This is a genomic window from Streptomyces sp. L500, assembly GCF_054551825.1.
This window is the reverse complement of the sequence record NZ_JBTOLC010000028.1, coordinates 24999-38808: the sequence shown is the minus strand read 5'-3', so window position 1 is coordinate 38808 and position 13810 is coordinate 24999. Positions and strand designations below refer to the sequence as shown.

Annotated in this window: 12 protein-coding genes; 3 read left to right on the top strand and 9 right to left on the bottom strand. The window is 71.5% G+C overall.

What is annotated here, in order from left to right; all coding sequences use genetic code 11:
• Positions 1 to 62 precede the first annotated feature (62 nt).
• From ACX9I7_RS23000 to ACX9I7_RS22990, 3 genes are read right to left on the bottom strand one after another with little or no spacing between them, the layout of a single operon-like run.
• Positions 63 to 911, bottom strand: a complete 849-nt coding sequence (locus tag ACX9I7_RS23000; protein WP_459388365.1) for a helix-turn-helix domain-containing protein — start codon at positions 909 to 911, stop codon at positions 63 to 65.
• 22 nt (positions 912 to 933) lie between these two features.
• Positions 934 to 1458, bottom strand: a complete 525-nt coding sequence (locus tag ACX9I7_RS22995) for a DUF6879 family protein (RefSeq protein WP_459388364.1) — start codon at positions 1456 to 1458, stop codon at positions 934 to 936.
• Positions 1439 to 1672 carry a hypothetical protein gene (locus ACX9I7_RS22990; protein WP_358629928.1) on the bottom strand — a complete coding sequence of 78 codons (234 nt, stop codon included), beginning with the start codon at positions 1670 to 1672 and terminating at the stop codon, positions 1439 to 1441. The genes ACX9I7_RS22995 and ACX9I7_RS22990 overlap by 20 nt, the downstream gene beginning before the upstream one ends.
• A gap of 239 nt (positions 1673 to 1911) precedes the next feature.
• Between ACX9I7_RS22990 and ACX9I7_RS22985 the strand changes: the two genes are divergently transcribed.
• A complete protein-coding gene (locus ACX9I7_RS22985; protein WP_459388363.1) occupies positions 1912 to 2706 on the top strand; it encodes a VOC family protein in 795 nt (264 codons plus the stop codon).
• A gap of 30 nt (positions 2707 to 2736) precedes the next feature.
• Here ACX9I7_RS22985 and ACX9I7_RS22980 read toward each other — a convergent pair whose 3' ends face one another.
• Positions 2737 to 4041 carry an LCP family protein gene (locus ACX9I7_RS22980; protein ID WP_459388362.1) on the bottom strand — a complete coding sequence of 435 codons (1305 nt, stop codon included), beginning with the start codon at positions 4039 to 4041 and terminating at the stop codon, positions 2737 to 2739.
• A 141-nt stretch (positions 4042 to 4182) separates the two neighbouring features.
• Between ACX9I7_RS22980 and ACX9I7_RS22975 the strand changes: the two genes are divergently transcribed.
• A complete protein-coding gene (locus ACX9I7_RS22975) occupies positions 4183 to 4731 on the top strand; it encodes an acyl-CoA thioesterase (RefSeq protein ID WP_126914447.1) in 549 nt (182 codons plus the stop codon).
• A 13-nt stretch (positions 4732 to 4744) separates the two neighbouring features.
• Here ACX9I7_RS22975 and ACX9I7_RS22970 read toward each other — a convergent pair whose 3' ends face one another.
• A complete protein-coding gene (locus ACX9I7_RS22970) occupies positions 4745 to 6241 on the bottom strand; it encodes an LCP family protein (RefSeq protein WP_459388361.1) in 1497 nt (498 codons plus the stop codon).
• A gap of 239 nt (positions 6242 to 6480) precedes the next feature.
• Between ACX9I7_RS22970 and ACX9I7_RS22965 the strand changes: the two genes are divergently transcribed.
• Entirely contained in the window at positions 6481 to 7485 is a 1005-nt protein-coding gene (locus tag ACX9I7_RS22965) for a glycosyltransferase family 2 protein (protein WP_459388360.1), read from the top strand.
• Positions 7486 to 7528: 43 nt separating this feature from the next.
• On the opposite strand, the gene ACX9I7_RS22960 is transcribed toward ACX9I7_RS22965, so the two are convergent.
• From ACX9I7_RS22960 to ACX9I7_RS22945, 4 genes are all read right to left on the bottom strand, one after another.
• On the bottom strand, positions 7529 to 9268 hold the full coding sequence (locus ACX9I7_RS22960) for an LCP family protein (RefSeq protein ID WP_387568472.1): 1740 nt from the start codon (positions 9266 to 9268) through the stop codon (positions 7529 to 7531).
• A gap of 98 nt (positions 9269 to 9366) precedes the next feature.
• Positions 9367 to 11130 carry an LCP family protein gene (locus ACX9I7_RS22955; protein WP_459388359.1) on the bottom strand — a complete coding sequence of 588 codons (1764 nt, stop codon included), beginning with the start codon at positions 11128 to 11130 and terminating at the stop codon, positions 9367 to 9369.
• Positions 11131 to 11420: 290 nt separating this feature from the next.
• Positions 11421 to 12842 carry an LCP family protein gene (locus ACX9I7_RS22950; RefSeq protein ID WP_459388358.1) on the bottom strand — a complete coding sequence of 474 codons (1422 nt, stop codon included), beginning with the start codon at positions 12840 to 12842 and terminating at the stop codon, positions 11421 to 11423.
• Positions 12843 to 12980: 138 nt separating this feature from the next.
• Positions 12981 to 13733 (bottom strand): TIGR03089 family protein, encoded by a 753-nt coding sequence (locus tag ACX9I7_RS22945; RefSeq protein WP_387568465.1) that lies wholly within the window; start codon positions 13731 to 13733, stop codon positions 12981 to 12983.
• Between the last annotated feature and the right edge of the window lie 77 nt (positions 13734 to 13810).

The window sequence follows — 13810 nt, the reverse complement described above, 5'->3', positions numbered from 1 at the left end:
GGCGAAGAGGCTAGGAACCCGAGGAGTGCAACTGCCAGGAAGTTGCATGCGGTTGCAGAGATTCAGGCAAGGGAGTCGATGGCCCTGGTGATGTGGGCCCGAGCCTGCGCGCCGTGGACGGCGATCTGCGACAGTTCCGCGAAGGCTTTGAGGTACGTACCGACCTCCCCGGGTGCCGTCACGTTGATCTCGGCCGTCAGTGTCTCGACGGCCACCAGCCCGTCGTCGAAGGCGTAGAACGCTTCCAGGGGCCAGATGCTCCGGCGAGCCCCGAAGGGGATCACGCCGAGCGAGACGTTCGCCTGTGCCATGACCGAGAGAAGGTGGCCGAGCTGGCCGGCCATGGCCTCGTCGTCGCACACCCGGTAGTGGAGAACGGCTTCCTCTATGAGCAGGGCGAACCGGTGGTCGCCTTCACGCACGACCCGCGAGCGGTCGAGGCGTGCCTTCACCGCGGCCTCGACGTCATCGGGGGTCTGCTGAAACTCCGTGATGGAGCGGAGGAGACCGGTTGCGTACTCGGCGGTCTGGAGCATCCCCGGTACGAGGTTCGAGGCGTACACGCGGAAGTGCCGGGTGCGCTGGTAGAGGGGCGTCGTCTTCTGGTGAACTCGGCGCATTCCGTCGCGGTGGATCTGCTTCCACTGGACGTACATGGACTCGGCGGTCCGGGGCGCGGCGATCAGGTCGGGCGCTTGCTCCTCGACTCCGCAGGCCGCACACCACGACCTGATGTCGGCATCGGAGGGCAGGGTCCTGCCCCGGGCGATGCGTGACGACTTCGACTTGTGCCAGCCGCACCGGGCGGCCAGCTCGTGTCCTGTGAGCCCTGCGTCTCTCCGGATCTCGTCCAGGCGGGACGCGATGGCAGCCCGTGCCGCTCGGGCGCTGGAGAAGGGGGACGAAGACATGAGCTGACCGGCCCGGCCCGCGTCAGACCGTGTACTTCTCGTGAGGGATGGCGCGCTCCCACACTGCTTCGAAGGCTGACGCGCAGAGCCTGGCCGTGGCGGCGTCCTCGGTCTGGTCCGTCTGCACCCATCGGCCGTCGCCGTCGAAGATGTTGAACTGCACCACTCGACCGTCGAAGAGCCAGAAGTCATTGCCGGGGAGTGCGAGGTCCGACGCCTGCCGTCTCGGCAGCCAACGGATGTCCTCACCGGCTGCGACGTTGGTGAACGTCCCGGAGTGCTCGTATCGGATGTAATCGCTGACGGGCTCCGACACGATGCGGGCACGGCGCATGGTCACGCCCTTGCCCGTGACCTCCTGCACCAGGTCCAGCCAGGGCCGCCACCAGGAATCACGGTCTGCCGGATCGAGGCGGTGCCCCTTCTTCCAGGCCGCGAAGCCCTCGATCTCGTTCTCCACTCCGTACGCGTCGCGCATCTCCAGATGCACCGCCGAGCGCTCCACGGACCGCAACAGGTCGGCGAAGCTACTCAAGCTCTGCGACATCAAGCGCCTCCCTCAGAAGCGGGATCATCCGCTTCGGTACCCGGATCACTGCCTCGTGGTCGGGCTGCGAGACGTCCGCCGCGCAGGCCCTTCGCGTCTGGTCGTCCGCCTTCCAGCCCTGGAACAGGAGATCCTTCGTGCTCTCGTCGACCCAGACGGCCGGGGAGCCGTGATCTCCTGACTCCGGATCTTTCCCGACGAACCGTAGTGTCATGGCGACCTCCGTTGCCGAGCCGGTTGCGATCGGTTGCAAGACCCTCGTACTCACGCGGCCTGCCGTCAAGAGGGCGTGCGACCGGCCCGGAACTCCTAACGCGCCGCGCGTCGGCAGCGCGCGAACGGCCCCCGGCGACGGTCCGCCGGGGGCCGTTCGTCGTTGTTCCGGTGGCGGAGCGTCGTGCGGCGGGTGAAGGTGGTCGCGGGGGTGTCCGTACTGCCAGGGAGGCGCGCGTCATGCCCGAGGTAACCAAGCCGTACGTGCCCGGGACGCCCTGCTGGGCCGATCTCGTGGTCCCCGACCAGCGGGAGGCCCTCGACTTCTACCGCGACCTCTTCGGCTGGCAGGGGGAGCCCGGGCCGCCCGAGACGGGCGGGTACGCGGTGTGCACGCTGCGCGGCAAGCCGGTGGTGGGGATCATGACGTCGATGGCGCAGGAGGGCGGCTCCAAGCCGCCGCCCGCGTGGACGACGTATCTGGCCGTCGCGGACGCCGATGCCACCTTGGGGAAGATCAAGGACGCCGGTGGTACATCGCTGATGGACCCGATGGATGTGATGACGCTCGGGCGGATGGCCGTCGTCGCCGACGCCACGGGCGCGGTCTTCGGGATCTGGCAGGCCAAGGACTTCCACGGCTCCGGGGTCGTCAACGAGCCGGGCGCGGTGGTGTGGAACGAGCTCAACACCGCCGACACCGACGCGGCCGGTGCCTTCTACGCCGATGCCCTGGGCCTCGCGGCCGAGCCCTTCGAGGAGCCGCCCGGCTACTTCTCCCTCAAGGCGAAGGGCCGGGTGGTCGGCGGGATGCAGGGCCTGGAGAACTCCCCGCCCGGATCGCCCTCCCACTGGCTGACGTACTTCTCCGTCGACGACACCGACAGCACGGTCGACGCGCTGGTCAAGGCGGGCGGCAATGTGCTCGCGCCGGCGTTCGACATGGTGGCCGGCCGGATGGCCGTCCTCCAGGACCCGCAGGGCGCGGTCTTCGCCGTGATCAACACGACCGGGCCGTCTCCCGACGACGCCTGACGGCCACCGCCATCGTCGTCACCGCCATCGTCACTTCGGGGCGACGGCCGTGACCTTCTCGTCCTTCTTCAGCTGGTCGAAGAGCTGCTTGGCCTTGACCTTGTCCCACGCCACGGCCTCGCCGTCGCTGCGCGTGGGCAGGTTGGGGTTGCCGATGGGGACGGTCAGCTGCTGCCCGTCGCCGCCCGTGACGCCCTTCATCGCCCAGAACATCGACGCCAGGTCCCACAGCCCCATGTCCTTGTCGACGACGAGGGTGTCCAGGCCGGAGCCGATCACGGGGTAGAGCCGGAAGGGGTTGAGGACCGTCGAGGGCGAGGCGGCCTGCTTGGCGAGCGTGTTGAGGAACTTCTGCTGGTTGCGCATCCGGCCCAGGTCCTGGTCGGCCTCCTGGTGCCGCTGGCGGACGAAGGCCAGCGACTGCGCGCCGTTCAGCGTCTGGCAGCCCGCCTTGAAGTCCGCGCCCGAGTCCCGGTCCTTGACCGGCTTGTCCAGGCACATGTCCACGCCGCCCAGCGCGTCCACGAGATTGCGGAAGCCGCCGAAGCCGATCTCCGCGTAGTGGTCGATGCGCAGCCCGGTGTTGTACTCGATCGTCCGGACCAGCAGCTCGGCGCCGCCGTCGGAGTACGCCCGGTTGAGCTTGTGGGTCGACTGGGCGTACTGCTTGCCGGACGTCGCGCCGGTGAAGGCGGGGATCGTGACGTAGGAGTCGCGCGGCAGGCTCAGCATCGTGGTGCCGTTGTCGCCCGTGTGGAGGATCATCATCGAGTCGGTGCGCTTGCCGTCCGCCGACCCGGTGTGGAGGTCCTTTTTGTCCTGGTCGGATAGGCCCTCGCGGCTGTCGGAGCCGACGATCAGGTAGTTCGTGCCCGAGCCCGCCGCCGGGCGGTCGGCGACCTTGTTGAGATCCACCTCGCGGCGCATCTTGCTGTCGGCCCAGAAGTACGTGCTCACGGAGACGACCAGGGCCGTGGCGACCAGCGCGATCGCCCCGATCTTGATCCGCTTGCGCCAGTCCGGGGCGGCGGCCCGCGCGCCCGGTCCGCCCGCGCCGCCGCCGGGGTTCCCCCGGCCGGTGCCGCCGCGGCCGCCGCCGCTGCCGTGCCCGTAGACCTGTCCGGTGTTGTAGCCGTCGGAGGGGCCGCGGCCGTCGGAGGGGCCCGGGGCGTCGTAGTCCTGCGGCGGGCGGTACTGCTGGGGCGGGACCTGCCGGGGCGGCGCGGGACGCCGTACGTGCGGCATCGCGCGGGCGCCCTCGGGCTCGGTACCAGTGCTGCCGCGCCCGTACCGCTCCTCGGGCGCGTCGTTCCGCCGATCGGGCCAGTCATTCATGCAACCGAGTGTGCCTGCCCGGCGGGCCGGTCCACAGGGCGCGTGGGAAACCGGAGCGTTCCTGTTGCAGAGCTGATGCAGACTTCTGCGGATACCCGGGCGCCCGGCCGGGTGTCCGGCGGTCCCCGCATACTGGGGGACATGACCAATCAGGACCGCGGCACGGATCCGGAGATATCCGGCAAGCCGACATCGGCTTCCCGCACGACGCTCTCCCACATCATGACCGGCAACGACACCAATCTGCTGGGCACCGTCCACGGCGGTGTGATCATGAAGCTGGTGGACGACGTGGCCGGCGCCGTCGCCGGGCGGCACTCCGGCGGGCCCGCGGTCACCGCCTCCATGGACGAGATGGCCTTCCTGGAGCCGGTCCGCGTCGGTGATCTGGTTCATGTGAAAGCGCAGGTGAACTGGACCGGCCGGTCCTCCATGGAGGTCGGCGTGCGGGTGCTGGCCGAGCGGTGGAACGAGTCCACGCCGGCCGTGCAGGTCGGCAGCGCCTATCTCGTCTTCGCAGCCGTCGACGCCGACGGCAAGCCGCGGCAGGTGCCGCCGGTGGTCCCCGAGACCGAGCGGGACCGGCGGCGCTACCAGGAGGCGCAGATCCGGCGGACACACCGGCTCGCCCGGCGCCGCGCGATCATGGAGCTGCGGCAGAACCGGGCCGCCGAGGGCATCGAGGACTGAGCACGGGCCGGGTTCAGGTCTGCTCCGGGCAGACCGCCTGGTCGCCGGTGACCACCGGGATCCGGTCCGGCCGGTCGGGCTCCTTGGCCCGGACGGGCCGGACGTCGGTGAAGTCCTCGCCGAGGACCACCTTCATCAGCGGCCCCTGGCCGGGCGCCGGGCGGAGCTCGGCGCCGGGCAGGGCGGTGGCGAGCGAGCGGGCCGAGCGGTCCCAGCGCGGGTCGTAGGTGATCGTCGTGTGCTTGATCGCGGGCGGTGGCGCGTCGGCCGGCAGGCCGGTGGTGAGGAAGCCGGTGGCCCGCAGCGCCTGGTCGGCGCCCCGGGCCAGGCCCGGGCGGCCGCTGCCGTTGAGGACCTGGACCCGGATCCGCTCGGGGGCGACGTCGACGGACGCGGCGGGGGGCTGATTGCCCTCGGCGGGCGGCTTGGCGTCCTGGGTGTGGTGCGGGGAGCCCGGGGCCGCGCCCACGGGCCGGTCCTCGCGCAGGGACTGGAAGAGCTTGCCGGCGGCCGCGTCGTCCCAGCGCACGGTCGAGCCGACGTTCGGCACGGGGTAGTCCGCCACGGCGATCGGCACGGACATGAACTCGGTGGAGGCGGGGGTCAGGTTCCGCATCGCCTTGCCGAGGTCCACGAGCTCGTCGGTGCCGAAGCCCCGGTCCGCGCGGACCGAGCCGACGACGGACGAGGCGACCTCCTGGAACTTCACCGGGTTCAGCAGCACCCCGCCGTCGGCCGCCTTGTGCATCAGTGAGGCGAGGAACCGCTGCTGCCGCTGCATCCGGCCCAGGTCGGCGGCCCCGTCCAGATGGCGGGAGCGCACGTACTGGAGGGCCTGGCCGCCGTCGAGGTTGCTGGTGCCGGCGGGCAGGTCGAGCCCGGAGTAGGCGTCCTTGAGCGGCCGTACGGTGCACACCCGCACCCCGCCCACCGCGTCGACCGTCCGCATGAAGCTGGTGAAGTCGACCTCCATGTAGTGGTCGACGTGCAGCCCGGTCAGCCGCTCCACGGAGCGCACGGTCAGCCCGGGGCCGCCCTCGGCGTAGGCGGCGTTGAGCTTCTGCGGGTGGGCCGGGCGGACCCGGCCGAACTCGTCCGCCCGCTCGGGGATCTCGGTGTAGGTGTCGCGCGGCAGGCCCACGACGGTGGCGCGCTCGCGGTCGGCGGAGAGGTGCACCAGCAGGATCGTGTCGGTGCAGTGACAGGCGGTGCCGCCCAGGCGGTAGCGCCTGCGCTCGTCCTCGGTGATCCGGTCGCGGCCGTCGGTGCCGACGAGCAGGACGTTCATGCCCCGGCCGCCGTCCGGCCGGTTGGACAGGCCCTCGAAGGCGTCGACGCGGCCGATCCCGCCGGAGAGCCCGGAGACCACCGCGTGCCCGATGCCGCTCGTGCCCAGCACCGCCACCGCGGCGACCGTGGCCAGCCGCATCCCCCAGCGCGGGGGGCGCGGCGGGGTCCGGTGGCGGGCGTTGGCCGGGCGGGGGGCGGGGGAGCGGGCCGGTGCGGTCACTGCGGGACCTCCGCGGGGATCGGGCGGCGAGCCGGGGACGGGCAGGGACGGGTGTGACGCTTCCCTCGCCATGCGGACACAAGGTAGGCCCATACGATGATCTGTCTGCGGCCCCACGCCGTCCGCGCCCGCTCCGCCACCCGGGCGGGGCGGAACCCGGCCCCCCATTGGCGGTAACGTGGCCGACGTTTCCGTCGTCCGCCGGGTGGTGATCCCGACCCCCGTACCCCCGAGGAACCATGCCCGATCAGCAGCTGCCAGCCGTTTCCGTGATCATGCCGGTGCTCAATGAAGAGCGGCATCTGCGCACCTCCGTGCGGCACATCCTGGAGCAGGAGTATGCCGGTGAGCTGGAGGTGGTCATCGCCCTCGGTCCGTCCACGGACCGTACGGACGAGATCGCCGCGGAGCTCGTCGCGGAGGACTCCCGGGTCCACACGGTGCCGAATCCCACGGGACGCACCCCCGCCGCGCTCAACGCCGCGATCAAGGCATCACGTCACCCGATCGTGGTACGCGTCGACGGGCACGGCATGCTCTCGCCGGACTACATCGCCACCGCCGTGCGGCTCCTCGACGAGACCGGCGCGCAGAACGTCGGCGGCATCATGCACGCCGAGGGCGAGAACGACTGGGAGAGGGCCGTGGCCGCCGCCATGACCTCGCGGATCGGCGTGGGCAACGCGGCCTTCCACACCGGTGGCCAGGCCGGGCCCGCCGAGACCGTCTACCTGGGCGTCTTCCGCCGTGAGGTGCTGGAGCAGCTGGGCGGCTACAACGAGGAGTTCATCCGCGCCCAGGACTGGGAGCTGAACTTCCGGATCCGTGAGGCGGGCGGGCTGATCTGGTTCTCCCCGGAGCTCAAGGTCTCCTACCGCCCCCGCCCGAACGTGCGGGCGCTGGCCAAGCAGTACAAGAACTACGGTCGCTGGCGCCATGTCGTGGCCCGCTACCACCAGGGCTCGATCAACCTGCGCTATCTGGCGGCCCCGGCCGCCGTGTGCGCCATCGCGGCGGGCGTCGTCGTGGGCGCGACGGTCAGCCCCTGGGGCCTGGTCGTCCCGGCCGGCTACCTCGCGGCGATCACGGCCGGCTCCGTCCCGGCGGGCAAGGGCCTGCCGGCCGGCGCACGGCTGCGGATCCCGGTGGCGCTGGCGACGATGCACATGTCGTGGGGCTACGGCTTCCTCACCAGCCCGCGCTCCCTGGCGAAGAAGGTCATCGCGAGCCGCCGCACCGCCTGACGGGCCGGGGTCCGGGGGCGCGGCCCCCGGACCCCGCCCCCGCCTAGAACCGGTTCGCCGTGTTCACCTTCATGCACGCCGAGGCGTCCGCGCCGTTGAGCGGGTCCGAGCTCTCGGGTGCCTTGTTCTCGCCCGTCGGCTTTCCCGACGGGGTGGCCGAGGGCGTCCCCGACGGGTCCGGCGTGCCGGGGTCGCCCCCGACCGCCCCCGCCGCCGCGTCCGCCGGGTACGCCGTGCCCGTCCGCCAGTCCCCGCCGACGACCAGGGTGATCTGCCGGACCTCGGGGGAGTGCCGCACCGCCGTGTCCGGCAGCCCGAGCGCCTTGGCCACGGCGAGGGCGTCGGCGCGCTGCCCGGCCCTCGGATAGGTGATCGTGGTGTCCGCCTGCGCCCGGGGCGTGGAGTCGGCGGTCGCCTTGGCGAAGCCCTGCTTGACGAGGAACGCGGCGATGTCCGAGCCCCGCCCGGTGGCCGGCGGCTCCACCGCCGTGCCGGTGCCGTTGAAGACGGTGATCGCGATGTCGTTCTTGCGGGCGGGCGGGGCGGTGGGCGCCGGGCTCTTGTCGTCCTTCTTCTTGTCCTTGCCGTCCAGGGCGATGTCGTTGCGCACGAGCGCGAAGAGCTTGTCGGCGTCGCCCGGCTTGGGTATCACGTGGGCGTCCGGGTTCTGCGGATCGGTGGTCCACGGCATCGTGGTCATGGTGATCCGGCCGGACGGCACCCGCTTGATGTCGTCGGCGAGGTCGTAGAGCTCCTTCACGGAGCCGAGGTCCTTGTCGACGGTGAGGGCCTTGGTGGCGGCCTCGGCCAGGTCGGTGAGCTGGCCCGGGTCGCTGAGCTTGGTGCCGGACTTCAGCTGCCGGACCATCGCGTTCATGTACATGTGCTGCGCGTGGGTGCGGCCGATGTCGCTGCCGTCCTCGAAGCCGTGCCGGGTGCGCAGCCACTGGAGGGCCTGCTTGCCCTTGATGGTGTGGGTGCCCTTGGTCAGCCGCAGGCCGGACTTGTCGTCGCGCACGTTGGCGTCCACGCACACGGGGACGCCGCCGACGGCGTCGGCCATGTTCACCACACCCGAGAAGTCGATCATCATGAAGTGGTCGACGGGGATGCCCGTGAGCTCCTCCCAGGTGGCGACCGTGCAGCCCGGGCCGCCGTTGACCAGGCTGGTGTTGATGATCTGGCGGTCGGTCGACTTGTAGACCTTGCCGCTGTCGGGGTCGGTGCACTTGGGGATCGTCACCCGGGTGTCGCGGGGGACGCTGATCACCGACATGTTGCTGCGGTCCGCCGAGACGTGGACGAGCATCTGGACGTCGGCGAGCGGCGGGCGGTCGGCGTCGTCACGGGCGCCGCCGAGCTCCTGGTTCTCCTTGCTGCCCCGGCTGTCGGAGCCCAGGAGGAGGATGTTCAGCGGGCGCTGGCCGGCCGCGTTGGCGACGCTGCGGTCGAGCTGCTTGTCGCCGAGGTTGAGCTTGTTCTTGCGGATGTTGTCGTTGAGGTGCTGGTAGTAGAAGTACCCCGCCCCGGAGACGCCGAGGACGGTGACCGCGACGCCGAGCGCGGTCCAGCGGGCTATTCGGCCGATGCGGCGCCGGCGGGCGCCGCCTTTCGCGTCGCCCGCCTCCGTACCGGTGTCCGTCCCGGTGTCCTTCGCGGCGCCCCCGGAGCCCTTGGCGCCGGCGGTCTTCGGCGTGCTCTGCTCCGGGACGCCCTTCTGCTCCGGCGCGCTCTCCCGGGCGTCGCGGGACTTCTCTCCCCGCACGCCGCTGCTCTGCCGCATCGGGCCCTCCCCTGGATGGTGTCCGGCCCGATGGGCAGGCGTGTCGTACCTAAATGAGTATTACTGCGCTATGAGATGCGAAAGGCCATTGTCGGGGTTCACTTGGCGCAGATGTTCTCATCGTCGGCTTCGACTTTCTGAATCCCCTCCGGCGCCTTCTTCGGCGCGGACACCGGGACGCCCGCGCCCTTGAAGTCCGCGCCGAGGGTGAGCGTCATCTCGCCGGTGGGGGGCGCGTCGGCCGTCGCCTGCTTCAGGGCGTCGACGGGCAGGCCCATGTCCTCGGCGAGGCGGCGCGCCTGGTCGGCCTGGTTGGGGGCGAACTCCAGCAGGGTCTTGTCCTTTTTGCCCCCTGCGGCGTTGCCGCCGTTGCTGGAGTGCGCCACGCCCTTGCTGTTCTGCATCCAGGCGACGGTCTCCTGGGCGGCGCCGACCCGCCCACTGCCGTTGAGGATCTTCACCCGGACCTTCGCGGGCTCCGCCTTCGGGCCCTGGAGCAGCGCCGCCTGCTTGGCGTCGGCCTGCTCCTGCGCCTTCTTCTCCTTCTCCTTCTCCTCGGTGAGGGAGACGTCCTGGCGGACCATGGCGAACAGCGGCTCGGCCTTGGGCTTGTCCAGGATGACCGTCTTGTGCTGCTTGCCGTCGGCGGGGTTGTCGAGGACGGGGACGGTCGCGAAGGTCACGTTCTTGAGATTGACCTTCCTGAGCTCCTTGGCCAGGCTCGTCAGCTTGCTGATGGAGCCTATGCCGGTGTCGACGGTGAGCGAGTTGGTCGCGGCGTCGCTGAGGTCGTAGAGCTTCTTGGGGTTGGTCAGGGTGTCGCCGGACTTCATCTTCCGGAGCATCGAGCTCAGGAACTGCTGCTGGAGCTCGATCCGGCTGAGGTCGCCGCCGAAGCCCACCGAGTGCCGGGTCCGGACGAAGGCCAGGGCCTGCTCGCCCTCGACGGTGTGCCGGCCCTTGGTCATCTTCAGGTGCGAGTCGCGGTCGTTGATGTCCTTGGCCACGCACACCTCGACGCCGCCGACCGCCGAGGAGAGCTCCTTGACGGCGTTGAAGTCGGCCATCATGAAGTGACTGACCTTCAGGCCCGTCAGCTGCTCGACGGTCCGCCAGGTGCAGCCCGGGTCGCGGTCCTCCTGGCCCAGGCTCTCGTTGAAGCGCACGCCCTTGGAGCCGGGGATGGTCTTCGTGGAGCCGTTCTTCTGCTTGGTGGGGCAGTCCGGGATGTCCGTGATCATGTCGCGCGGGATGGACAGCGCGGTGGCGTTCGTCCGGTCCTCGGAGACGTGGAAGAGCACGGTGGTGTCGGCGTGGCCGACGCTGCCGTCGTCGCCGTAGCCGGTGTTGCCCTTGCCGGAGCGTTTGTCCGTGCCGATGACCAGGATGTTCAGCGGGCCCTTGTCGAACACGCTGTTGTTGATGCCGACGTCGATCTTGTCGATGTTGTCGTTGAGGTGCTGGTAGATCAGATAGCCGCCGACCGTGCAGACCACCAGCACCAGGCCGATCGTGCCGCCGGTCCACATCAGGACCTTCTTCTTCCGGGCGGCCTTCTTCTTCGGCTTGGGGCGCCGCCGCCCGGCGGCCGTCGCCTTGGCCCCGGCGCCCCGGCGGCCGCCGGCCGCCGTGCCGCGCTGGCCCGGCACGGTACGGCCGCCGCCGGGCTTCGGCCGGGCGGGAGCCTGTCTGGGCGAGGTGCGCGGGGCGGGGCCGGAGGCCGCGGCGGAAGCTTCACGGGGAGCCGTCGCGGGCTCCCCGGCTTGATCGAGACGCAGCTCGTAGCTGCCCGTCTCGGGGTCGAACACCCATTGGTCGGCGGGGTCGATACCGCCCGCCCGCCCACGGCCTTGCGCGTCCACGGTCGCTTGAATCCTCCGTCGGTGCCACGCGGCGCCTACCCCCCTGAGGCGCTCGGAGCGTCGTCTGTGCAGTGCGCGGTCAACCCGGCGGTGCGCACCGGGTCGCTCACACTATCCGCCCAGTTCAGCGTCAAGCGACGCCCGTGACAAATTGCACTCCCCTACAACTGGGCAATCTGCCCAATCCCTTCGCGGAGAGGGCTGTGGAGAGGGTTGCCGAGAGAACGCGGAGACGAAAAACCGGTCGGGTCGTTTGACGGTTTTATCGCGTTTGTGGCGTTTAGTGGCGCTCAGCCGCACATCCCGCGTGCCGCCGTGGTGCCCTGATAGGTCGGCGGGACGGTGGAGAGCGGCGAGGGCGCCGTGCTCGCGGGGGGTGTCTGGGACGCCGGGGACGCCAGGGACGCGGCCGGCGCCGAGGACGGGACGGGCGCGGTCCGTGGCGCGACGGGCGCCTGCGAGGGCGGCCCCGGCGGTGCGGCGGGCGGCGCGGCGGTGGCGGGGGGCACGGGCGGCGCCTCGCCGCTCTCCGTCCCGGAGCCGTCGGTCCCCTCCGGCCCCGGATCCCGCCCGGACCTGCCCCGGCCGTGCCGGTCGTCCCGCGGCTTGTCGTCGGCCGGGCGCACCTGCGCGTTCACCGACACCGGCTGGTCCAGCCGCAACTGACGGAACAACTGGTCCGCGTCGGGCTGGACGAGCTCGTCGCGCGCGTTGTTGAACGCGTACGGCCGCCGGGGGACCGTCAGGAACTGCACCCGTTCGGTCGGGATGTCCCGCACGGTGCGCACCAGGTCGTAGAGCTTCTTGAGCGAGTCCAGCCCGGCGTCCGTGGTCAGCGACTTGGTGGCCGCGTCGAGCACGGGGTAGAGCCGGGTGGGGTTGAGCAGCACCCCCTCGCTGCGCATGTCGCGCACCAGGGCGCCGAGGAACTTCTGCTGGCGTCCCATCCGTTCGGTGTCGCTGCCGTCGCCCAGGCTGTAGCGGGCCCGTACGTAGCCGAGGGCCTGCTCGCCGTTGAGCGTCTGGTTCCCGGCGGGCAGGTGGAGCTTGGCCTCGCGGTCGTCCATGGGCTTGTCCAGGCAGAGCTCCACGCCGTCCATGGCGTCCACGAGGTTCTTGAAACCGTTGAAGTCCAGGACGATGTGATGGTCGATCCGGATCTGTGTGATGTTCTCGACGGTGCGGATCGTGCAGGCGGTGCCCGCGAGCTCGTACGCCCAGTTGAACTGCGCGAAGCGCTCGTTGGTGTACGTGCCGTCGCGCTTGCGGCAGCTGGGGATCGTCGCCATCAGGTCGCGGGGGAGGCTGACGGCGGTCGCGCTCTTCCTGTTGGCGGCGAGGTGCAGCAGGATCGTGGTGTCCGAGCGCTGGCTGCCGCTGTCCTCGCCGTACTTGCCGTTGCCGGAGCCGCTGCGGGTGTCGGACCCGATGATGAGGATGTTCTGGGCGCCGCGCACCAGCGCGCTGGGTCGCTGCTTCTCCCAGCGGCGCAGCTCCTCGGCGGTCTCGTCGTCGGTGGTGATGTTGCTGTTGAGCTGCTCGTAGAGCACCCAGCCCAGCCCCGCGACGACGAGCACCAGCGCCGCGGCCACCGCCGCCAGCCGCCGCAGCCAGCACCGCCGGCGGCCCGGCGGGCGGGGCGTCACCGGGCGGCCGTACGGCTCCCCGGTGAAGGGGCCGTCCGGCGGGCCGGACATGCCTGGGCGGTTCACGGCTGCGCTGCGTCCCTCCGCCGCTTGAGTCGGTGGTGTACGCGCCCGGCGGGGCCCGGCGTCCGGGCGCTGCCCGGGGCGCCGGTGCCCGTGGGCACGTACCCCGATCATCGCCCGGACGCGACGCTCCGGCAGCGTCTACAGGGCCGTCACGGTGACGCGCTCGCTCGTGAGCCGCTGGTCCAGCGCGTCGGCGGACAGCCGGTCGGCGTTGCGGCACAGCACGACGGAGCCGCCCGCCGCGAGCGGCGCGAGCAGGCCCGCCGAGAGGCCCTCCCAGGTGTCGTACGCCAGCCCGGACAGCAGGCGCGAGCCCGCGCCGAGGCCGAGCCGGGCGGCGTCGGCGGCCGCCCGCTCGACGACCTGCGCGCCCGTCAGCTCCACCCCCGCCACGGCGAGCGCCGGGGCGCCGGGGTCCACGGGGGCGTACGGGGCGAAGCGGTCGCCCTGGCTCGGCACCTCGACGGCGTAGTCGGCGAAGCCTGCGGGGGCCTCGGGGAAGCGGCCGCCCAGCGGGCGCAGGGCGAGCGCGACGCGCTCGCCGGAGCAGGCGCGCGCCGCCTCCAGCGTGTCCGGGCCGCTGACGACCAGATCGGCGGCGGCCGGATCGCCGCCCACCTCGGCGACCACACCGGCCGAGGAGCAGGCGAGCAGCCAGACGGCCGTCTGCCAGTGGGCGGGCAGCAGGAGCGCGAGCCGGTCGCCGGGCTCGGCGGCGAGCTCGCCCTGGAGCAGATTGGCGGTCTTCGCCACCCAATTGGCGAAGGTGGCCACGGACAGTTCCACGCGCTCGCCGGTGGCGTCGTCGTAGAAGGTCACGAGCGGGCGGGCCGGGTCCGCGGCGAGCGCGGAACGCAGCAGGTCGGCGGGGGTGCGATCGGTGGCGTTCATCGGCGCCAGCGTACGCGCCGCACCGGGTGACGGTCAGTCGGACGGAGGCGTCCCCGGGGCCGTCGGGACGCCCGGGA

Coding starts and splice junctions, on each gene's coding strand:
- ACX9I7_RS23000 (WP_459388365.1), bottom strand. CDS start 911: ATGTCTTCGTCCCCCTTCTCCAGCGCCCGAGCGGCACGGGCTGCCATC.
- ACX9I7_RS22995 (WP_459388364.1), bottom strand. CDS start 1,458: ATGTCGCAGAGCTTGAGTAGCTTCGCCGACCTGTTGCGGTCCGTGGAG.
- ACX9I7_RS22990 (WP_358629928.1), bottom strand. CDS start 1,672: ATGACACTACGGTTCGTCGGGAAAGATCCGGAGTCAGGAGATCACGGC.
- ACX9I7_RS22985 (WP_459388363.1), top strand. CDS start 1,912: ATGCCCGAGGTAACCAAGCCGTACGTGCCCGGGACGCCCTGCTGGGCC.
- ACX9I7_RS22980 (WP_459388362.1), bottom strand. CDS start 4,041: ATGAATGACTGGCCCGATCGGCGGAACGACGCGCCCGAGGAGCGGTAC.
- ACX9I7_RS22975 (WP_126914447.1), top strand. CDS start 4,183: ATGACCAATCAGGACCGCGGCACGGATCCGGAGATATCCGGCAAGCCG.
- ACX9I7_RS22965 (WP_459388360.1), top strand. CDS start 6,481: ATGCCCGATCAGCAGCTGCCAGCCGTTTCCGTGATCATGCCGGTGCTC.
- ACX9I7_RS22960 (WP_387568472.1), bottom strand. CDS start 9,268: ATGCGGCAGAGCAGCGGCGTGCGGGGAGAGAAGTCCCGCGACGCCCGG.
- ACX9I7_RS22945 (WP_387568465.1), bottom strand. CDS start 13,733: ATGAACGCCACCGATCGCACCCCCGCCGACCTGCTGCGTTCCGCGCTC.